Annotated in this window: 18 protein-coding genes; 6 read left to right on the forward strand and 12 right to left on the reverse strand. The window is 69.8% G+C overall.

Annotated elements, in window-relative coordinates; translation table 11 throughout:
- The first annotated feature begins 60 nt into the window (after nt 1–60).
- Both ENE75_RS02835 and ENE75_RS02840 read left to right on the forward strand, forming a co-directional pair.
- Nucleotides 61–252 (forward strand): heavy-metal-associated domain-containing protein, encoded by a 192-nt coding sequence (locus ENE75_RS02835; protein ID WP_128195402.1) that lies wholly within the window; start codon nt 61–63, stop codon nt 250–252.
- A gap of 152 nt (nt 253–404) precedes the next feature.
- Nucleotides 405–1,979 (forward strand): ABC transporter substrate-binding protein, encoded by a 1,575-nt coding sequence (locus tag ENE75_RS02840; protein ID WP_128195404.1) that lies wholly within the window; start codon nt 405–407, stop codon nt 1,977–1,979.
- A gap of 24 nt (nt 1,980–2,003) precedes the next feature.
- Here the strand turns inward: ENE75_RS02840 and ENE75_RS02845 are convergent, their stop codons facing one another.
- Nucleotides 2,004–2,747 (reverse strand): formylglycine-generating enzyme family protein, encoded by a 744-nt coding sequence (locus ENE75_RS02845; RefSeq protein ID WP_233258890.1) that lies wholly within the window; start codon nt 2,745–2,747, stop codon nt 2,004–2,006.
- A gap of 55 nt (nt 2,748–2,802) precedes the next feature.
- Nucleotides 2,803–4,413, reverse strand: coding sequence for an alpha-amylase family glycosyl hydrolase (locus ENE75_RS02850; protein ID WP_158288842.1), 1,611 nt, complete (start codon nt 4,411–4,413; stop codon nt 2,803–2,805).
- 127 nt (nt 4,414–4,540) lie between these two features.
- Between ENE75_RS02850 and pulA the strand changes: the two genes are divergently transcribed.
- On the forward strand, nt 4,541–7,225 hold the full coding sequence (gene pulA, locus ENE75_RS02855; protein WP_158288843.1) for a pullulanase-type alpha-1,6-glucosidase: 2,685 nt from the start codon (nt 4,541–4,543) through the stop codon (nt 7,223–7,225).
- A 16-nt stretch (nt 7,226–7,241) separates the two neighbouring features.
- On the opposite strand, the gene mog is transcribed toward pulA, so the two are convergent.
- Together mog and yjgA are read right to left on the reverse strand one after the other, a co-directional pair.
- Complete coding sequence (gene mog, locus ENE75_RS02860; RefSeq protein WP_128195413.1) at nt 7,242–7,835, reverse strand: molybdopterin adenylyltransferase; 594 nt, start codon at nt 7,833–7,835, stop codon at nt 7,242–7,244.
- A complete protein-coding gene (yjgA, locus tag ENE75_RS02865) occupies nt 7,832–8,383 on the reverse strand; it encodes a ribosome biogenesis factor YjgA (RefSeq protein ID WP_128195415.1) in 552 nt (183 codons plus the stop codon). Before yjgA ends, mog begins: the two co-directional genes overlap by 4 nt.
- A gap of 61 nt (nt 8,384–8,444) precedes the next feature.
- Here yjgA and pmbA point away from each other — a divergent pair, with 61 nt between their 5' ends.
- Nucleotides 8,445–9,818: a metalloprotease PmbA gene (pmbA, locus tag ENE75_RS02870; protein ID WP_128195417.1), complete on the forward strand. Its 1,374-nt coding sequence runs from the start codon at nt 8,445–8,447 to the stop codon at nt 9,816–9,818.
- Between the two features lie 152 nt (nt 9,819–9,970).
- The gene (locus tag ENE75_RS02875) at nt 9,971–11,050 is read left to right on the forward strand and encodes a TRAP transporter substrate-binding protein (protein WP_128195419.1); all 1,080 of its coding nucleotides are present in this window, start codon (nt 9,971–9,973) and stop codon (nt 11,048–11,050) included.
- Between the two features lie 103 nt (nt 11,051–11,153).
- On the opposite strand, the gene ENE75_RS02880 is transcribed toward ENE75_RS02875, so the two are convergent.
- The 5 genes from ENE75_RS02880 to rpsU all read right to left on the reverse strand — a co-directional run bounded on the left by ENE75_RS02880 (nt 11,154) and on the right by rpsU (nt 14,769).
- Nucleotides 11,154–12,911, reverse strand: coding sequence for a TRAP transporter large permease (locus ENE75_RS02880; RefSeq protein WP_128195421.1), 1,758 nt, complete (start codon nt 12,909–12,911; stop codon nt 11,154–11,156).
- Nucleotides 12,908–13,513 carry a TRAP transporter small permease subunit gene (locus ENE75_RS02885; RefSeq protein WP_128195423.1) on the reverse strand — a complete coding sequence of 202 codons (606 nt, stop codon included), beginning with the start codon at nt 13,511–13,513 and terminating at the stop codon, nt 12,908–12,910. Before ENE75_RS02885 ends, ENE75_RS02880 begins: the two co-directional genes overlap by 4 nt.
- Nucleotides 13,514–13,622: 109 nt before the next feature.
- A complete protein-coding gene (locus tag ENE75_RS02890) occupies nt 13,623–13,967 on the reverse strand; it encodes a protein tyrosine phosphatase family protein (RefSeq protein WP_128195426.1) in 345 nt (114 codons plus the stop codon).
- Nucleotides 13,968–13,987: 20 nt separating this feature from the next.
- On the reverse strand, nt 13,988–14,434 hold the full coding sequence (locus ENE75_RS02895) for a GatB/YqeY domain-containing protein (protein WP_128195428.1): 447 nt from the start codon (nt 14,432–14,434) through the stop codon (nt 13,988–13,990).
- Between the two features lie 122 nt (nt 14,435–14,556).
- Nucleotides 14,557–14,769 (reverse strand): 30S ribosomal protein S21, encoded by a 213-nt coding sequence (gene rpsU / locus ENE75_RS02900; RefSeq protein ID WP_128195430.1) that lies wholly within the window; start codon nt 14,767–14,769, stop codon nt 14,557–14,559.
- Nucleotides 14,770–15,153: 384 nt separating this feature from the next.
- Here rpsU and ENE75_RS02905 point away from each other — a divergent pair, with 384 nt between their 5' ends.
- Nucleotides 15,154–16,149 carry a GGDEF domain-containing protein gene (locus tag ENE75_RS02905; RefSeq protein ID WP_128195432.1) on the forward strand — a complete coding sequence of 332 codons (996 nt, stop codon included), beginning with the start codon at nt 15,154–15,156 and terminating at the stop codon, nt 16,147–16,149.
- A gap of 41 nt (nt 16,150–16,190) precedes the next feature.
- Here the strand turns inward: ENE75_RS02905 and ENE75_RS02910 are convergent, their stop codons facing one another.
- From ENE75_RS02910 to ENE75_RS02920, 3 genes are all read right to left on the reverse strand, one after another.
- The gene (locus ENE75_RS02910; protein ID WP_233258891.1) at nt 16,191–17,024 is read right to left on the reverse strand and encodes a sulfite exporter TauE/SafE family protein; all 834 of its coding nucleotides are present in this window, start codon (nt 17,022–17,024) and stop codon (nt 16,191–16,193) included.
- Nucleotides 17,021–17,485: an EVE domain-containing protein gene (locus ENE75_RS02915; RefSeq protein ID WP_128195436.1), complete on the reverse strand. Its 465-nt coding sequence runs from the start codon at nt 17,483–17,485 to the stop codon at nt 17,021–17,023. The genes ENE75_RS02910 and ENE75_RS02915 overlap by 4 nt, the downstream gene beginning before the upstream one ends.
- A 220-nt stretch (nt 17,486–17,705) precedes the next feature.
- Nucleotides 17,706–18,509: a DUF2189 domain-containing protein gene (locus tag ENE75_RS02920; protein ID WP_128195438.1), complete on the reverse strand. Its 804-nt coding sequence runs from the start codon at nt 18,507–18,509 to the stop codon at nt 17,706–17,708.
- Between the last annotated feature and the right edge of the window lie 7 nt (nt 18,510–18,516).

An 18,516-nucleotide genomic window follows, 5' to 3' on the forward strand; every position in this document is an offset into this window, starting at 1 on the left:
TGACCTTGCCACGATGGCAAGCTTCAGACTGGCTCCACTTCTCCAACCGACGAGCGACCCATGATCGAACTGACCCTGCCCGACATGACCTGTGGCCACTGCGTCAAGGCCGTCACCCAGACCGTGCAAAGGCTCGACGCTGCGGCCATCGTGGAGGTGGACCTTCCGACGCACCAGGTGAAGATCGGCACCACGCAACCCGCCGAGGCGGTGAAGGCGGCGCTGGCCGAGGAGGGTTACCCGGCGGCGTGAGGCTGCGGCCCGCGATGACTGCGCCGGCCGCCTCGCGCCCGCCGGCCGGCCGCAAGGGCCGAGGATTCCCCCGGGGCGACGCCGGCACGGCGCTTGCCTACACTCCCGCGCACCGATCCATCGTGCGCCGAAACGGCGCGGGAGACCACCGAATGCGTTTGCACCTTGCCGCGGCCGCCCTGGCCGCGATGACCCTGGCCGCCAGCGGCGCCACGGCCCAGACCCTGCGCTGGGCCAGCCAGGGCGACCCCCAGACCATGGACCCGCACTCGCAGAACGAGTCCATGACCAACATGATGAACGGCCAGGTCTACGAGCGGCTCACGCGCCGCGACCGGCAACTCAACATCGTGCCCAGCCTGGCCACCAGCTGGGAGCAGACCGGCCCGCTGACCTGGCGCTTCAAGCTGCGCCCGGGCGTGAAGTTCCACGACGGCTCCGACTTCGCCGCCGACGACGTGGTGTTCTCCATCAACCGCGCCAAGGAACTGACCTCGCAGGTCAACGTCTATGCCAACGCGGTGGGCACGCCGGTGGCCATCGACCCGATGACAGTGGAGTTCCGCCTCGACAAGGTCAACCCCATCTTCCTGCAGCACCTGGACTCGCTGTGGATGCTGGACAAGCAGTGGGCCGAGAAGCACAAGGTCACCAAGCCGCTGGACTTCAAGAACAAGGAGGAGTCCCACGCCAGCTTCAACACCAACGGCACCGGGCCGTACATGCTGGTCAGCCGCGCACCGGGCATCAAGACGGTCTACAAGCGCAACCCGAACTGGTGGGACAAGCACAGCGGCAACGTGCAGGAGATCGTCTACACGCAGATCTCCAACGACGCCACGCGGCTGGCGGCGCTGGTCTCCGGCGAGATCGACTTCGTGCTCGACCCGGCCCCGCGTGACGTGCCGCGCCTGCGCAACACGGGCGGCGTGAAGATCATCGACGGCCCGGAGAACCGCATCGTCTTCATCGGCATGGACCAGCACCGCGACGAACTGCTCTACAGCAGCGTCAAGGGCAAGAACCCGTTCAAGGACGTGCGCGTGCGCAAGGCGCTGTACCACGCCATCGACATCGAGACGATGAAGACCAAGTTGATGAACGGGCAGAGCTTCCCCACCGGCGGCATCACGCCGTCGTCGCTGGCCAGCTACAACGACCCGCAGGTCGAGTCGCGCCTGCCGTTCGACCTGGCCAAGGCCAAGGCGCTGATGGCCGAGGCCGGCTACGGCGACGGCTTCGAGGTGACGCTGGATTGCCCGAACAACCGCTACATCAACGACGAGGAGATCTGCATCACGCTGGCGGCGATGTGGGCCAAGGTCGGCGTCAAGGTCAAGGTGGTGGCAATGCCGCGCGCCACCTACTTCCCCAAGCTGGAGAAGCACGACACCAGCATGTACATGCTGGGCTGGGGCGGTGCGGTCACGGATGCCGAGACCACGATGACCCCGGTGCTGCGCACCTTCGGCGAGAAGGGCGTGGGCCTGTACAACTATGGCCGCGTGTCGAACCCGAAGTTCGACGAGCTGGCCGCCGCCTCCAGCGCCGAGGCCGACCCGGCCAAGCGCAAGGAACTCGTGATCGCCGCGCTGCGCGAATACACCAGCCAGGCGCACCTGCTGCCGCTGCACCGCCAGGTGATCCCGTGGGCCGCACGCACCAACGTGGACGCGGTGCACCGTGCCGACAACTGGCTCGAGGTGGCCTGGGTCACCATCAAGTGATCCGCCGCGCCGCGCGCGGCGGCGTCACCTGACGTAGTCGCGCGCGCAGCGGAAGCCGATGTAGACCACCGCCGTGTCGGCCGGCTTGCCTTGCAGGTGGTCGGCGCGCATCTGCCGCGCGCCGTACCACCATGAGCCGCCGCGCGTGCGGCGGTCGGCGTCGCTGCCCTGGTCCACCCACTCCCAGGCGTTGGCACCCATGTCGTGAAGGCCGTTGACGCCGGGTGCGCCCTGGTTCACCGGGCGATGCCGCCGGCCGTCGAAAGCCGGGCCGGGGTTGCAGTCGCCGCGGCAGTTGGCCCCGGTGGGCTGGGCGCCGGTGGGGTAGCGGTACGTCCGGTCGCGGACGAAGGGTGCTGGCGGCGAGTCGCGCTGCTCGGTGTAGGCCGCAGCCACCCACTCGGCATCGGTGGGCAGGCGGGCCCCGGCCCAGCGACAGAAGTCGCGTGCCTCGTGCCAGGTGACGTGTACGGCCGGCTCGTCGTCGGCCGCCGGCGTGCCGAAGGGGCTGCGCCAGGTCCAGCCGGGGCGCTGCTGCCAGCCGGCCACGTATTCCTGCCCGCCGCCGCGGCGTTCGGCCTCGGTGATCCGTCCGGTGGCTTCGACGAAACGGCGGAACTGCGCCACCGTGGTCTCGGTGCGCGCGATCAGGACTGCGGACAGCGGCTGCCAGTCGATGCCCGCCGGGTTGGCGGCGCTCGCCGGCGTTGCGCCGAACGCGGTGGAGGCCACGCCGGCGATGCCCAGCACCAGTGCAAGAGTTCGCATGCCGGACAGCATGACGGCAACCGCATGGCCCTGCCGAACGTCGGGTTGGAGGTGCTCAGCGCAGCACGCGGTACACCCGCACCGATTGCGGTCCCAGGTGCACGGCGGCCCGGCCATCGCCGTCGGCCCGTGCCGGCGCGCCCCAGTGCGGCCAGGCCGCCACCAGCCGGGCCCCGGGCGGCAGCGCCGGCACCGCCACGCTGGCCCCGGCGGTGCCGTAGTTGATCAACGTGAGCGTGTGGTCATCGTCGGCGCGCCGCTGCCAATGCGCCACCAGGCCATCGGCCCGGGCGTGTTCGAAGCTGCCGCGGCGGATCGAGGCATGGGCGTTGCGCAGGCCGATCATGGCCCGGTAGAAGTGCCACAGCGAGTCTGGATCGGCGCGCTGAGCCTGCACGTTGTGCGTGGCCGCGTTGGGCGACACCGGCCGGAACGGCGCGCCGGTGCTGAAGCCGCCGTCGGCCGTCCAGCTCATCGGGCCGCGGATGGGCAGGTCTCCGGCGTCCATGCCCGGCAGGCCGTGCAGGCCGGCCATGCCGATGGCCTCGCCGTAGTAGACGAAGGGCGTGCCCGGCTGCAGCAGGTAACCGGCGGCGGCGAGGCGGTAGCGGGCCTCGTCGCCGCCGACCTGGTCCCACAGTCGGCGGCCGGCGAAGATGTCGTGGTTCGAGACCATCGTGGCCAGCCGCGCGCTGCGCCGCGGGTGCGGCGCCACCAGGGCCTGCACCGACGCGGCGTCGCCCTGGGCGGCGCGCACGAAGTGCTGAACGTAGCCGAAGGCGAAGGCGGCGCCGCAGACCTCGGGCGCGGCGTAGTCCTGCGGCTCGGCCGTGGCCTCGCACACGGCCCAGCGGTGGCGGTAGGCGGTGATCAGGTCCTGCAGCCGCTTGGTCAGCACCCGGCTCTCGGGCTGGTCGTTCCAGTCCCTGGCGCTGCGCTCGACCATGTGCGGCACCGCATCCAGGCGCAGGCCGTCGAGGCCGCGGTTGAGCCAGAAGCGCAGGCTGTCCTCGTGGTAGCGCCAGACCGCGGGGTTCTGCAGGTTGAAGTCGGGCACCTTCGCGTTGAAGGTGCCGAAGTAGAAGCCTCGTGCGTCTGGTGCGGCGGGTGGCAGGTCCTTCCACTCCCCGGCCCAGGTCCAGGGGCGGGACGCCGCGTGGTACCAGGGGTTCTTGCCCCAGATGTCCCAGCCAGCTGGCGCGGTGTCCGACCAGACGTACCAGTTGCGGTACGGGTTGGCCGGCCCCTGCAGCGCCTGCTGGAACAGCGGGTGCTCGACGGCGCTGTGGTTGATCACGTAGTCCATCACCACGCCGATGCCCAGGCGGTGCGCTTCGCTCATCAGGGCGTCGAAATCGGCCAGCGTGCCGTACTCGGGCGCCACCGCGCGGAAGTCGGTCGTGTGGTAGCCGTGGTCGCGGTCGGCGCTGGCGGTGATGGGCATCAGCCAAAGGCCACGGATGCCCAGATCCTTCAGCATCGGCAGCGTCTGCGTCAGGCCGCGCAGGTCGCCGATGCCGTCACCGTCGCTGTCCTTCCAGGCGCGGACGAAGACCTCCATGAACGCGCCGTGGTGCCAGTCCGGCGCCAGACGGCTGCCCGGGTCGCGCATCGGCACCGGGCTGAGGTCGATCGGCGCGGCGGTTGCCAGCAGGGGGAGTGCCAAGGGCAGGGCGGTCCAACATGAGCGCATGCGAGACTGTAGTCAGACTACGCATCAGCGATCAAGACGAGGGAAAACGATGAGTTTGATCTCTGTTTGTGATGTAGTTTTGCTCCAATACCATCGCCGCATGCCTTGGAATCACTTCTGGATCCTGGCCCTGGGGTGGGTCGGTTTCGGCGCCGCGGGCGCCGTGTTGCCGGAGGCGTCGGACTGCGCGGGCCCAGCCAGCCGCGTGCTGGCCGCCATGCCGGCCGATGCCCCGGGCCCGCAGGCCCGGGCGCTGTGGCTCGACGGGCGCCATCTGCGCTGGCCCGGGGCCAAGGCGGGCGGCACGGTGCGGCTCCACCACGCGGGCACGGGCCAGTTGCGGGTGGTGGACGGGCGGGTGGCCGGCGCACAGGCGGTGGCTGCGCTCGAAGACCTGGCTGCCCCGCTGCCGGCCGAGGTCGAGGCTGCCGTGCGCTGGGCCGGTGCTGGCCGCACGCTGCGCCTGCGGGACGCGGACGCCGCCGAATTGCGGCGCTGGCTGCGTGGCGACCTGCTGCTGACGCTGGAGGACTCGGAGGGCCGGGTGAGCGCCCACACCCGCGTGCAACTGCCGCGGGCGCTGGATGCGCTGTACGCGCCGGCGCACGCGCTCGGCGACCTGGGCGTGCAGGTCGATGCTACCGGGGCCACCATGCGGGTGTGGGCCCCCACCGCGCAGACGGTGGCGCTGTGCCTGCACGCGCCCGGGGCGCCCGTGCGCGTGATGCCGATGCAGCGCGACGACGCCACCGGCAGCTGGCAAGCCCGCGTCGACGGCGTGCGCGACGGCTTCTACACCTACCTGGCAGACCTGTTCGTGCCTGGCCATGGCCGGGTGCGCAACCGCGTCACCGACCCTTACAGCGTCGGCCTGGACGCCGACTCCCAGCGCAGCTGGATCGGCCGCCTGGACGACCCGCGCACCGAGCCGCCGGGCTGGCGCACGCAGGCCGCCCCGCCGCCGCCACGGTCGATGACCGACATGGTGATCTACGAGCTGCACGTGCGCGACTTCTCGCGCGACGACGCCACGGTGCGCCCGGCCTGGCGCGGCAAGTACCTGGGCTTCACCGAGCCGGCGTCCGACGGCATGCGCCACCTGCGGGCGCTGGCCGATGCGGGCCTGACCGACGTGCACCTGCTGCCGGTGTTCGACCTGGCCACCGTGCCCGAGCGTGGCTGCGCCGTGCCCACGATCCCGCGGGCAGCGCCGGACAGCCCAGAGCAACAGGCGGCCGTGGCAGCGGTGAAGGACCGCGACTGCTACAACTGGGGCTACGACCCCTGGCACTTCAACGCCCCCGAGGGCAGCTTCGCCACTGACCCCGACGACGCGCCGGGCCGCATCCGGGAGTTCCGCGCCATGGTGGTGGCGCTGCACGCCGCCGGCCTGCGCGTGGGCATGGACGTGGTCTACAACCACACCACGGCCGCGGGCCAGCACCCGAAGAGCGTGCTCGACCGCGTGGTCCCCGGCTACTACCACCGGCTGAACGCGCAAGGCGAGGTGGAGCGCAGCACCTGCTGCGACAACACCGCCACCGAGCACGCGATGATGGCCAAGTTGATGAGCGACTCGGTGCTGCTGTGGGCGCGCGACCACCGCATCGACGGCTTCCGCTTCGACCTCATGGGCCACCAGCCCAAGGCCGAGATGCTGGCCATCCGCGACCGCCTGCGGCGCGAGACCGGCCGCGCCGTGCCGCTGATCGGCGAAGGCTGGAACTTCGGCGAGGTGGCCGACGGCGCCCGCTTCGTGCAGGCGAGTCAGCTTGAGCTGAACGGCTCGGGCATCGGCACCTTCAGCGACCGCGCGCGTGACGCCATCCGCGGCGGCGGGGCCGGCGATGGCGGCGAGGCGCAGGTCACGCGCAAGGGCTACGTCAACGGCGGGGCAACTGCCGCCACCGCCGACATGGTGCGCGTGGGCCTGGCCGGCAGCCTGCGCGGCTTGCGCATGACGACGCACGACGGCGGCGAACGCGCGTTGCAGGACATCGCGTATGGCGGCGGCCAGCCCGCTGGCTACGTGCGCGAGCCGTCCGAGGTCGTCAACTACGTGGAGAACCACGACAACCAGACGCTGTTCGACGTCAACGTCTTCAAGCTGCCGCCGGAGACCACGCCCGACGAACGGGCCCGCGTGCAGATGCTGGCTGCGGCGATCAACATGTTCAGCCAGGGCGTGGCCTACTTCCACGCCGGCATCGAGACGCTGCGCAGCAAGTCGATGGACCGCAACAGCTACGACAGCGGCGACTGGTTCAACCGCGTCGACTGGACGCTGCAGGACAACTTCTTCGGCACCGGCCTGCCGCCGGCCTGGGACAACGAGGCCAGCTGGCCATGGATGCGGCCGCTGCTGGCGCGCGCCGCGCAGATCCGCCCGCGCCCGCAGGACATCCGCTTCGCGCGCGACCAGTTCCTGGATCTGCTGCGCATCCGCGCCAGCACGTCACTGCTGCGGCTGCCGTCGGCCGCCGCGATCGCCCAGCGGCTGCAGTTCCCGAACACCGGCCCGGGCCAGGTGCCGGGTGTGGTGGTGGGACTGCTGGATGGTCGCGGCCTGCCGGACGCCGGCTTCGCGACGCTGGCCTATGTCATCAACGTCGACACCGGGGTCCGCACGCTGAATCTCCCTGAGCTGGCCGGTGGCGGCTGGGCGCTGCACCCGGTGCACCGGGCCCCCGGCGCGGCCGACGCAAGGCCGAAGCGGGCGCAGCTCGATGCGCAGGGCCGGCTGGCGGTGCCGCCGCGCACGGCGGTGGTGTTCGTGCGGCGCTGAGTTCGCCCGGGCCCGGTCAGCCGCGCGGCGGGCGAATCGCGCTCTTGGGCCTGAACGCCTTGCAGATGGCCTCGTCCGTTTCCAGGTACGGGCCGCCCGTGAGGTCGATGCAGTAGGGCACGGCGGCAAAGATGCCGTGCACTGGCGGCGTGGCCTGGGGCAGGCCCTGCAGTGTCTCGGCGATGGACTTTGGCTGCCCCGGCAGGTTGATGATCAGCGCCCGGCCGCGGATCACCGCCACCTGGCGCGACAGGATGGCCGTGGGCACGAAGGCCAGGCTGATCTGGCGCATCTGCTCGCCGAAACCGGGCATCACCTTGTCGGCCACTGCCAGGGTGGCCTCGGGCGTCACATCGCGCGGGGCCGGGCCGGTGCCGCCGGTGGTGAGCACGAGGTCGCAGCCGGCCACGTCCACCAGTTCGCGCAGCGCGGCGCTGATGCCGTCCTGCTCGTCGGGGATCAGGCGCTCGTGCCAGTCCACCGGGTTCTTCAGGGCCTTGGACAGCCAGTCCTTCAGCGCCGGCAGGCCCTTGTCCTCGTAGGCGCCGCTGGAGGCGCGGTCGCTGATGGACACGATGCCGATCTTCACGCGGTCGTGGGTGGGGGTCATGCGGGGGGGCTCTCCGGCAGCAGGGGGCGGATGAACTGGAACAGCTCGCGGAAGCTCTTCGGCTGCCGCTGTTCCGGCGTCAGCGCGGCACTGTCGCGGCGCGCGGCGCGCACCAGGCTGCGCAGGCGCTGGGTGTCGCAGTCGGGGTACTCGGCCATCCACTGCGTCATGGCCTCGTCGTCGGCGATCAGGCGCTCGCGCCAGCGTTCGGCCTCGTGCAGCCGCCAGGCGTCGCGTGCACCGCCGAGCTTGAACGCGGCCACAGCCTCGCGCAGCGGCTCGGGGTCGGCACTGCGCATGAGCTTGCCCACGTACTGCAGCTGTCGGCGCCGGCCTTCGTGCGAAGCCGTGCGCTGCCAGGTCTGGATGGCCTCGCGCAGCGCCTCGGGCATCTCGGTGGCGGCCAGGTGGCTGCCCGGCAGGTCGCAGAGTTCGCGGCCCAGCGTCTGCAGGGCCTGCGACTCGGCCTTGAGCCGGGTCTTGCTCGGCGCGTCGGGGTCGGCCTGTTCGGTGTCGATGCCGCGGTGCGGCGCTGCTCGGCGTGGCATGGGTGGTGGCGGAAGGTGGGCCGATATCATAGGTGCACCCCTTGTTGCGATGGATGCCCCGATGCCCGATGCCCGCCCCGACCACGGCTTTGCGTACCCGCGCGAGCAGTTCCAGCAGATGGTCGAGGACGTGCTGCAGCAGGCGCGCAAGCTCGGGGCGTCCGACGCCGGCGCCGAGGTTTCCGAAGGCGCGGGCCTGTCGGTGTCAGTGCGTTGCGGGCAGTTGGAGAACGTGGAGCGCAACCGCGACAAGTCGCTGGGCGTGAGCGTCTACCTCGGTCAGCGGCGCGGCAACGCCAGCACGTCCGACTTTTCCCCCGCCGCGATCGCGCAGACCGTGCGCGCGGCCTACGACATCGCGCGCTTCACCGCCGAGGACCCGGCCGCCGGCCTGCCCGATGCGGCGGACCTGGCCACGCCGGCCGAAGTGGCGCGCGACCTGGACCTGTTCCACCCCTGGGCCATCGATGCGGAGGCGGCGACGGTGCTGGCGCAGCGCTGCGAAGCAGCGGCCTTCGCCACCAGCCGCCGCATCACCAACTCCGAAGGCGCCGGCGTCTCGGCCCAGCAGTCGCACTTCTGGGCCGGCAACTCGCGCGGCTTCCGCGGCGGCTATGCCAGTTCGCGCCACTACCTCTACGTGGCGCCGATCGCCGGCAAGGGCAAGGGCATGCAGCGCGACCAATGGACGAGCTCGATGCGCGATGCGGCCGAACTCGCCAGCCCGGAGGCCGTGGGCCGCTACGCCGCCGAACGCGCCTTGGCACGCCTGAAGGCGCGCCGCGTGCCCACCGGCGAGGTGCCGGTGCTGTTCGAGGCCCCGGTGGCCGCCGGGCTGCTGGGCGCCTATGTGCAGGCCACCTCCGGCGGTGCGCTCTACCGCAAGGCCAGTTTCCTGCTCGACAGCGTGGGCACGCGCGTGCTGGCGCGCCACCTCGACATCGACGAAGACCCTTTCACGCCCAAGGGCAAGGCCAGTGCGCCGTTCGACGACGAAGGGGTGCGGGTGCAGGCGCGCCGGGTGGTCGATGCCGGCGTCGTGCAGGCCTACTTCCTGTCCAGCTACTCGGCGCGCAAGCTGGGCCTGCGCACCACCGGGCACGCCGGCGGTGCGCAGAACCTGCGCCTGAGCAGCCGCCGAACGAAGCGTGGCGACGACCTCGAGGCCATGCTGCGCAAGCTGCACCGGGGCCTCTTCGTCACCGAGCTGATGGGGCAGGGCGTGAACTACGTGACCGGCGACTATTCCCGCGGTGCTGCCGGCTACTGGGTCGAGGACGGCCGCATCGCCTTCCCGGTGGAGGAGGTGACGATCGCCGGCAACCTGAAGACCATGCTCGGCCACATCGAGGCGGTGGGCGCCGACGCCTACACCTTGGGCGGCAAGACCACGGGCAGTGTGCTGATCGCGCGCATGAAGCTGGCCGGCGCCTGAGGCGAGCGGTGCCCGGTGCTGACGCGAGGCTGACAGCCAGCGGGCGGTACTACGTGATTCTGCGAAGGGGTAAACCCCGCGGCCGGTGGCAAGAGGGGGTTTCTAGAATTTCGCGTCCGATCCTTATCACCCCTCAGAGCAGGAGATCGTCCATGGAACGTCGCAAATTCATCCACGGCGCCGGCATCGCCGGCGTGCTGGCCGCCGGTACCGCGCCCGCGGTGCACGCCCAGCAGGCCATCCGCTGGCGCCTGGCCTCGAGCTTTCCGAAGTCGCTCGACACCATCTACGGCGCGGCCGAGGACATGGCCAAGATCGTCACCGCAGCCACCGGTGGCAAGTTCCAGATCACGGTGGCGGCGGCCGGCGAACTGATGCCCGCCTTCGGCGTGGTCGACGGCGTGCAGGCTGCCACCGTCGAGATGGCGCACACCGCCCCCTACTACTTCTTCGGCAAGAACGAGGCCTTTGCGCTGGGCTGCGCGATCCCGTTCGGCATGAACCAGCGCCAGTTCACCGCCTGGTACCTGCAGGGCAACGGCGGCACGCTGATGCGCGAGTTCTACGCCGGCTACAACATCGTCAACTTCCTCGGCGGCAACACGGGCGCCCAGATGGGCGGCTGGTGGCGCCGCGAGATCAAGTCGCTGGCCGACGTGAAGGGCGCGAAGTTCCGCATCGGTGGCTTCGGCGGCAAGATCTTCGAGGCCATTGGTGGCGTGCCGCAGAACATCCCGGGTGGCGAGATCTACCAGTCGCTGGAGAAAGGCACGATCGACGCGGCCGAGTGGGTGGGCCCGTACGACGACGAGAAGCTGGGCTTCTACAAGGTGGCCCCGTTCTACGCCTACCCGGGCTGGTGGGAAGGTGGCCCGCAGCTGGACTTCTTCGTCAACAAGGCGGCCTACGACAAGCTGCCCGGCGAATACAAGGCGATCCTGGAGTCGGCCTGCGTGACCGCCGGCACCAACATGATGGCCAAGTACGACGCGCGCAACCCGGCGGCGCTGAAGCGCCTGGTCGGTGGTGGTGCCAAGCTGTTCCGCTTCCCGAAGGACATGATGGATGCCGCGTTCAAGGCCGGCATGGACATCTACAGCGACCTGAGCAACAAGAACCCGGCCTGGAAGAAGATCTACGCCGACTTCTCCACCTACCGTCGAGACGCCAACCTGTGGTTCCGCTTCACGGAAGCCGGCTTCGACGACTTCATGCAGCAGCAGCGCCTCTGATCGGGCTGCCGCCACAAACAAAAACCCCGCCTTGGCGGGGTTTTTTCTTCGCCCGTCGGCGGGACCGGCCGGCAGGCCCGCACGGGGCCTGCCGACCGAAGCATCACTTCTTCTTCTCTTCGTCCGCCTTGAGCGCGTCGAGCATGGCCTTCATCGGGTCCTCCTCGTCCGCGGCCGACGCGGCGCTGTCGGACTCGCGGGCCTCCATCGCCGCGCGGCCCTGGTCACGCAGTTCCTGCAGCGCGTCCTCGACGTTGATCTGCGGCCCCTTGTCGAGGTGGCCGGTCACGAGATGCGGGTTGGTCAGCACCACGGCCACCATGATCACCTGCAGCACGATGAAGGCGATCGAGCCCTTGTAGATCTGCGCCGTGGTCACGGCCGGGATGCGCTGGCCGGTGATGCGGTCGTCGTAGTCCTTGTTGGCCGCCACGCTGCGCAGGTAGAACAGCGCGAAACCGAATGGCGGCGTGAGGAAGCTCGTCTGCATGTTCATCGCGAGGATGACGCCAAACCAGATCAGGTCGATACCCATCTTCTCGGCCACCGGCGCCAGGATCGGGATCACGATGAAGGCGATCTCGAAGAAGTCGATGAACATGCCGAGCACGAAGACCAGCAGGTTCACGATGATCAGGAAGCCGATCTGGCCGCCGGGCAGCTTGTCGAACAGGTGCTCGACCCAGATGTGGCCATCGGCGGCATTGAACGTGAAGCTGAAGACCGTCGAGCCGATCAGGATGAAGAGCACGAAGGTCGACAGACGCGCCGTGTTGTCCAGCGCCTGGTTCAGCAGCTTCAGGCTCAGCTTGCGCCGGCCGATGGCCATGATCAGCGCGCCCAGCGCCCCCATGGCGCCGCCTTCGGTGGGCGTGGCCACGCCCAGGAAGATCGTGCCCAGCACCAGGAAGATCAGCACCAGTGGCGGGATCAGCACGAAGGTCACGCGTTCGGCCAGCTTGGACAGCAGGCCCAGGCGCAGCACGCGGTTGAGGATGGCCAGGCCCAGGGCGAGGAACGAGGCCACGGTCATCGACAAGATGAAGATCTCGTCGCCCGGCGCCGGGATGGAGCGCTCCAGCCACGGATTCATGATGCTCTCGTGCATGCTGGCCCAGCCGAATCCGGCGGCAGCGCACAGCATCAGCAGGGCCACCAGCGACACATGGCCGCTGGCGCCGCTGTCCTCGCGGTAGATGCGGGCCTCGGGCGGCAAAGGTGGCACCCACTTGGGTTTCACCAGCGCCACGACGACGATGAAGGCCAGGTAGCAGCCCACCAGCATCAGCCCCGGGATCAGGGCACCGGCATACATGTCGCCCACCGAACGGCCGAGCTGGTCGGCCAGCACGATCAGCACCAGCGACGGCGGGATGGCCTGCGCCAGCGTGCCCGACGCGGTGATGGTGCCGGTGGCGATGGTGCGGTTGTAGCCGTAGCGCAGCATGATGGGCAGCGAGATCAGGCCCATCGAGATCACCGCTGCGGCGACCACGCCCGTCGTTGCCGCCAGCAGCGCGCCCACAAGCACCACGGCCACGGCCAGGCCCCCGCGCACCGGGCCGAAGACCTGCCCGACGGTCTCGAGCAGGTCCTCGGCCATGCCGGATCGTTCGAGGATGATCCCCATGAAGGTGAAGAACGGGATCGCCAGCAGCGTGTCGTTCTTCATGATGCCGAACACCCGCAGCGGAAGGGCACCGAACAGGTTGTCGGGGAACAGGCCCAGTTCCATGCCGATGAAGCCGAACAGCAGGCCCGTGGCCGCCAGCCCGAAGGCCACCGGGATGCCGGTGAGCAGGAAGAACAGCAGCCCCGCGAACATCAGCGGGACGAAGTTCTGGGTCACGAACTCGATCATGGCTTGGCCTCCGGCGCAGCGGCGGCAGCCTTGGCGGCCATCTCCTCGGCGTATTCCTCGTCGGCGGTCTTCTCGTGGCCGAAGCTGAAGGGCTGGGGGATCGCGCCGGTGAGGAAGCCGATGCGCTTGATCAGTTCGGACACCGCCTGCAGCAGCAGCAGCGAGAAGCCCACCGGAATCAGCAGGATCACCGGCCAACGGATCAGGCCGCCAGCGTTCTCGCTCATCTCACCGGAGACGTAGGCGCGCATGAAGAACGGCCAGGACAGGTCGATCAGGATGACGCACAGCGGGATCAGGAAGACCACGATGCCGATGGCGTCGATGATGGTGTTGGTGCGCTTGGACAGGCGTGCTGCGATGAAGTCGATGCGCACGTGACCGTTGTGTAGGAACACGTAGGACGCCGCGAGCATGAACACCGCCGCGAACAGGTACCACTGGATCTCGAGGTAGGCGTTCGAGCCGATGTTGAACGCCTTGCGCATGATGGCGTTGCCGGCGCTGATGAGCACCGCCGCCAGCACCAGCCAGGTCGCGAACTTGCCGATCCAGCCGTTGACCGTATCGATCAACCGCGACAGCCTGAGCAGCAGGGACATGGGGAACCTCCGGGGGAACCCGGAATTCTAGGCAGCGCCGGACGACGTTCGACGGGGGCGTTACCCGTACGTAGTTCCGCGCGCCGTGGCGCCGCGCGCGCCAGCCGTCTCAGGTGGCGGTGGCCGCCATGTAGAGGCGCGTGCTGCGTGCGCCGGAACGGCAGAAGGCCAGCACCGGCCGCGGCAGTTCGCGCAGCAGCTCGCCGAAGGCGGCGATCTCCTGGGGCGACTGGTAGGCGCCGTTGACGGGCAGGAATCGGTAGACCAGGCCCGCCGCTTCGGCGGCCGCGGCGATGGCGGCGTGCGTGGGCTGGTCCGCACCGCCCTCGAAGTCGGGGCGGTTGTTGATCACGCTGCGGAAGCCCGCCTGGGCCACGGCGGTCATGTCTGCAGCGCTAAGCTGGGGTGCCACGAACACATCGTCGGCCACCGGGCGGATGGGCAGGGTATGCATGTTCGAAATCTCCGCGCGGGCTACTTCGCCAGCGCTTGCTTGACCGCCGCCGACACCAGCGCCATCTCCGCCTGCCCCGCGAGGCGCGACTTGGCGGCGGCCATCACGCGCCCCATGTCGCCAGGACCCGAGGCGCCGAGTTCGGCCACCAGCGCCTGGATCTCCGCGGCGATCTGCTCGGCCGACAGGCGCTGGGGCAGGTAGACCTCGAGCACGGTGATCTCGGCGGCTTCCTTGTCGGCCAGGTCGTCGCGGCCACCCTGGCGGAAGGCGGCGATCGAGTCCTTGCGCTGCTTGATCAGCTTGTCCACCACCCCCACCACGGCCGTGTCGTCGAGCTCGATGCGCTCGTCCACCTCACGTTGCTTCAGCGCCGCGAGCAGCATGCGGATCGTGGCCAGGCGCTCGCTGTCGCGGGCGCGCATCGCGGCCTTCATGTCGTCCTGGATGCGCAGTTTCAGGCTCATGGTGGATGGGACCGAGACGCCAGGGTCATGCCCGGCAGAATGACAAAGGCCCGCGCCGGACATCCGTGCGGGCCACGCTGCAGCCTGATGCTCCCGGGTCGGGAGCACCGGAGTGGCGGTGATCAGTACAGCTTCTTGGGCAGCTGCATGCTGCGCACACGCTTGTAGTGGCGCTTCACCGCTGCCGCCTTCTTGCGCTTGCGCTCGGACGTGGGCTTCTCGTAGAACTCGCGAGCGCGCAATTCGGTCAGCAGACCCATCTTCTCGATCGTGCGCTTGAAGCGGCGCAGGGCGACATCGAAGGGTTCGTTCTCTTTGACGCGGATGGTGGTCATGCAGTGACGGCGGTACGCTAAACGGTACTCTGGCGCTGGAAAAGTCCACGATTCTATACCGATGACGCGCCGGTTGGCAAACCTGGTCCGCAAAACCGGCCAGCGGTCCCCGGTGCGGACCGCTGGCCAGGCCCGATCGGACCGGCACGGGTCCGCGCCGGTGAGCTCGTGCCTGCTCGTCGATCGATGGAACAGGGGGTGACCCCGGCCGCAATTCCCGGGTCCATCGCGTCTCGCCCGTGCGGTACCCGGTTTAGGATCGGATTGACGACGAACTAGGGGATTCCGGCAGGGCAAGGTGCCTGCAGGGTTGATCTGCCGAACGTCGCGAACCAAGATGGCCCGGCGCCGGCAGGTCCGGCCACGACAGATCAGTACCCATCCATGTCCACCCTTCCGCTTCAAGACGCCGACACCCTGAAGCCGTCGCCCCTGCTGGCACGGCTGTGGGCCATGGCGGGTGAGCGACAGGGCGGGCATGTCGTGGTGAAGGATGCCGCGTCGGGGCGGATCCTCGAGGCCGATGCCGCACTCGCCCGCGTCCTGCGGCCGGATGGCCAGCCTTTGGTGGGGGGCCTTGATGCCGATTGGTGCGACGCCGGCATGGTGGTGGCCCTGCGGGCGGCCGACCAGGCGGCCCTGGCGCGTGACGGCGTGCTGGCCAGTGAGCATCGCATCGAGACCGCTGGCACTCGCCGGGACTTCCTGGTCCTTCGGCTGGCCGGTCGCCAGGGCGGGCATGCCGTGTTGGCCAGCATCTGGATCGATCTCACGCCGCAGCGACGGCAGGAACAGCAGTTGCGCCAGGCGCTCGACCAGATCGAACAGCTGCAACGGGCCAACGAGAGCCTGCGTCTCGAACTGAAGGACCAGGGGCTGCGCGATGCCGCTTCCGGCCTCTACACCCGCAGCCACTTCGAGGAACAGCTGCGCCGCGAGGTGGACCTGTCCACCCGCGAGCACCGCGAGTTCGCGCTGGTCTTCGTGGCGGTCGACCCGCTCTCGGGGCCTGGTGCGGCGCTGGGCGAAGCGGCGCGTGTGCGGGTGCTGGAAGCGCTGGGGCGCCTGCTGCGCGGCAACACGCGGGCCATGGATGCCTCCTGCCGCTACGACGAGGACCGCTTCGCGGTGCTGCTGTCTGGCGTCGGCCTGGCAACCGCACATTCCCGCATGGAAGGCCTGCGCCGCCAGTGCGCCACGCAGATCGTCGTGCACGACGGCCAGGAACTCGGCTTCACTACGTCGATGGGGGTGGCCAGCTTCCCGCACACGGCCCACACGCAGGACGATCTGGTGTCCGCCAGCGAGGCGGCGTTGGCCGAAGCGCGCCGGCGCGGCGGCAACCACGTCACGCTGGCGGCGATCCGCTTCGAGCCCTGAGCCAGGAGGGCGAGCGGTATGTCCGCTCACCCTCTTTATCGTCAAGCGAACACGCGCCAGAGCATCGTCGCGGCCAGCGCCATCAACAGCAGCGCGAACAGCCGGCGCAGCGACTGCACGTCGATGCGGTGTGCGGTGCGCGCGCCCAGCGGCGCCATCAGCACGCTGGCCGCCGCGATGGTGAACAGCGCCGGCAGGTACAGGTAGCCCACGGCGCCGGGCAGGGCCGGCGGCAGCGACCAGCCGCCGATCACGTAGCCGGCGGTGGCCGACAGCGCGATCGGGAAGCCCAGCGCGGCACTGGTGCCCACCGCGTGGCGCAGCGGCACGTTGCACCAGAGCATGAAGGGCACCGACATAAAGGCCCCGCCGGCGCCCACCAGCCCGGACACCAGGCCGATGGTGCCGCCGGCCCCCATCTGCCCGGCCCAGCCCGGCATCTGGCGGTGCGGCGCCGGCTTGCGGTCGCGCAGCATCTGCAGGGCCGAGAAGCCGACGAAGACGGCGAACACCACGGCCAGCCCCTGGCCCTTGAGCAGGGCGAAGACACCGGCACCCGACATTAGCCCGCCGAGCACGATGCCCGGCGCCAGCCCGCGCACCAACGGCCAGCGCACCGCGCCATGGCGGTGGTGGGCGCGCAGGCTGGACAGCGACGTGAACAGGATCGTGGCCATCGACGTGGCGATGGCCATCTTCACCGCCAGCGCCGGTGGCACGCCCCGCGCGGCAATAATCAGCGTCAGGAAGGGCACCAGCAGCATGCCGCCGCCGATGCCCAGCAGCCCGGCCAGGAAGCCGGCGCCCAGGCCCAGCGTCAGCAGTTCGACGATCAGCAGCGGGCCGATGCCGGAGACCAGGGGCGCGTCGATCACGCCGAAGCCCGGTCCAGCCGCTTCAGCACGGCGCGCCATTCGGCCGCCGTGACCGGCGTGATCGACAGCCGGTTGCCCCGCTGTAGCACCTGCATCGTGGCCAGTTCCGGCGCAGTGCGCATCTCGGCCAGCGGCAGCAGCCGGGTCTTCCTCACCAGCGACACGTCCAGCTGCAGCCAGCGCGGGGCGTCGCGGCTGGACTTGGGGTCGAAGTACGGGCTCGCCGGGTCGAATTGTGTTTCGTCGGGCACCGTGCCGGACGCGATCTCGGCCAGGCCGGCCACCCCCGGCTGCGGGCAGGACGAGTGGTAGAAGAGGACGCCGTCGCCGAGTTGCATGGCGTCACGCATGAAGTTGCGTGCCTGGTAGTTGCGCACGCCGGTCCACGGCAGGCGGCCCAGGCGCACGAGGTCGTCGATCGAGGCCTCGTCGGGCTCGCTCTTCATCAGCCAGAAGGCCATCGGATGGAAGGACCGGCAGGGGAGGGAAAGGTGTCCGCCGCGCACCTTGGGCCCGCACTCCTGAACCCTCAGGGAAGTTCAGGTGGGCGAGGTCAGCGAGGCTTCGGGTTCATCTGACGCGAGACGATCACACCAGCTTCACGATGTTCCAAGCCCTGGCTCAATGAGCATCGGTTCAAGGAAATATAAGACCCGCGCGAACGCGGCGGACGGTGCTAGTTTAGGCCACCGCGGCGCGGTACGCATGCCAGCTGGCGTGACCGATCACCGGCCCCACCACCAACAGCCCCGCGAACCACGGCAGCATGGCCAGGCCGACGAAGAGGGCGATCAGGAACGCCCACCACAGCATGACGCCGGTCTGCGTGAGCACCAGGCGCAGGCTGGTCAGGCCGGCGGTGATGGCGTCGGTCTGCCGGTGCAGGATCATCGGGATCGAGACCACGCTGACGGCGTAGATCAGCCCGGCGAAGACGGCACCCACGCCCAGCCAGGCGGTGATGAAGCCGATGTTCTCCGGGTCCAGCAGGGCCAGCAGCGAACCCTTCAGGTCCGGCATGCCGTCGAAGCTGACGGCGAAGATGACCAGCGTGGCCCGGCCCCACAGCATCTCCAGCACCAGCAGCACGAAGCCGAAGATGGCCAGCGTGCCGGTGCGCGCGTCCCAGGCCAGGAGCGAATCGCCGAAGTCGGGCTTCTCGCCGGCCTCCAGCCGCTGGCTGGTGCGGTAGAGACCCAGGCACAGGAAGGGGCCCATCAGCAGGAAGCCGGCCGACAGCGCCATCACGTAGGCAGGTGCCTGCTCGTACATCTTCAACAGCGCCCAGCCCATGACGACGAAGCAGGCGCCGTAGAACAGGCCGATGGCCGGGGCGTGGGCGAAGTCGCGCGTGCCTGCCGCCAGCCAGCGCAGCGGGTCGCGGAAGCTCAGCGGCCGCAGCGCAATGTCGAACGCCGTCGGCGCAGGCGCAGGCTCGCCCGTTGGCGCTGGGCTGTGCTCGGGTTCCGTCGGCGTCGCGTTCATGCCAGGG

The organism is Rubrivivax albus, assembly GCF_004016515.1.
GTDB classification, from domain to species: Bacteria; Pseudomonadota; Gammaproteobacteria; order Burkholderiales; family Burkholderiaceae_C; genus Rubrivivax; species Rubrivivax albus.

Excerpts from the sequence above, each read along its gene's own strand:
- ENE75_RS02835 (WP_128195402.1), top strand. The coding sequence starts at position 61 with ATGATCGAACTGACCCTGCCCGACATGACCTGTGGCCACTGCGTCAAG.
- ENE75_RS02840 (WP_128195404.1), top strand. The coding sequence starts at position 405 with ATGCGTTTGCACCTTGCCGCGGCCGCCCTGGCCGCGATGACCCTGGCC.
- ENE75_RS02845 (WP_233258890.1), bottom strand. The coding sequence starts at position 2,747 with ATGCGAACTCTTGCACTGGTGCTGGGCATCGCCGGCGTGGCCTCCACC.
- pulA (WP_158288843.1), top strand. The coding sequence starts at position 4,541 with ATGCCTTGGAATCACTTCTGGATCCTGGCCCTGGGGTGGGTCGGTTTC.
- mog (WP_128195413.1), bottom strand. The coding sequence starts at position 7,835 with ATGACCCCCACCCACGACCGCGTGAAGATCGGCATCGTGTCCATCAGC.
- yjgA (WP_128195415.1), bottom strand. The coding sequence starts at position 8,383 with ATGCCACGCCGAGCAGCGCCGCACCGCGGCATCGACACCGAACAGGCC.
- pmbA (WP_128195417.1), top strand. The coding sequence starts at position 8,445 with ATGCCCGATGCCCGCCCCGACCACGGCTTTGCGTACCCGCGCGAGCAG.
- ENE75_RS02875 (WP_128195419.1), top strand. The coding sequence starts at position 9,971 with ATGGAACGTCGCAAATTCATCCACGGCGCCGGCATCGCCGGCGTGCTG.
- ENE75_RS02880 (WP_128195421.1), bottom strand. The coding sequence starts at position 12,911 with ATGATCGAGTTCGTGACCCAGAACTTCGTCCCGCTGATGTTCGCGGGG.
- ENE75_RS02885 (WP_128195423.1), bottom strand. The coding sequence starts at position 13,513 with ATGTCCCTGCTGCTCAGGCTGTCGCGGTTGATCGATACGGTCAACGGC.
- ENE75_RS02890 (WP_128195426.1), bottom strand. The coding sequence starts at position 13,967 with ATGCATACCCTGCCCATCCGCCCGGTGGCCGACGATGTGTTCGTGGCA.
- ENE75_RS02895 (WP_128195428.1), bottom strand. The coding sequence starts at position 14,434 with ATGAGCCTGAAACTGCGCATCCAGGACGACATGAAGGCCGCGATGCGC.
- rpsU (WP_128195430.1), bottom strand. The coding sequence starts at position 14,769 with ATGACCACCATCCGCGTCAAAGAGAACGAACCCTTCGATGTCGCCCTG.
- ENE75_RS02905 (WP_128195432.1), top strand. The coding sequence starts at position 15,154 with ATGTCCACCCTTCCGCTTCAAGACGCCGACACCCTGAAGCCGTCGCCC.
- ENE75_RS02915 (WP_128195436.1), bottom strand. The coding sequence starts at position 17,485 with ATGGCCTTCTGGCTGATGAAGAGCGAGCCCGACGAGGCCTCGATCGAC.
- ENE75_RS02920 (WP_128195438.1), bottom strand. The coding sequence starts at position 18,509 with ATGAACGCGACGCCGACGGAACCCGAGCACAGCCCAGCGCCAACGGGC.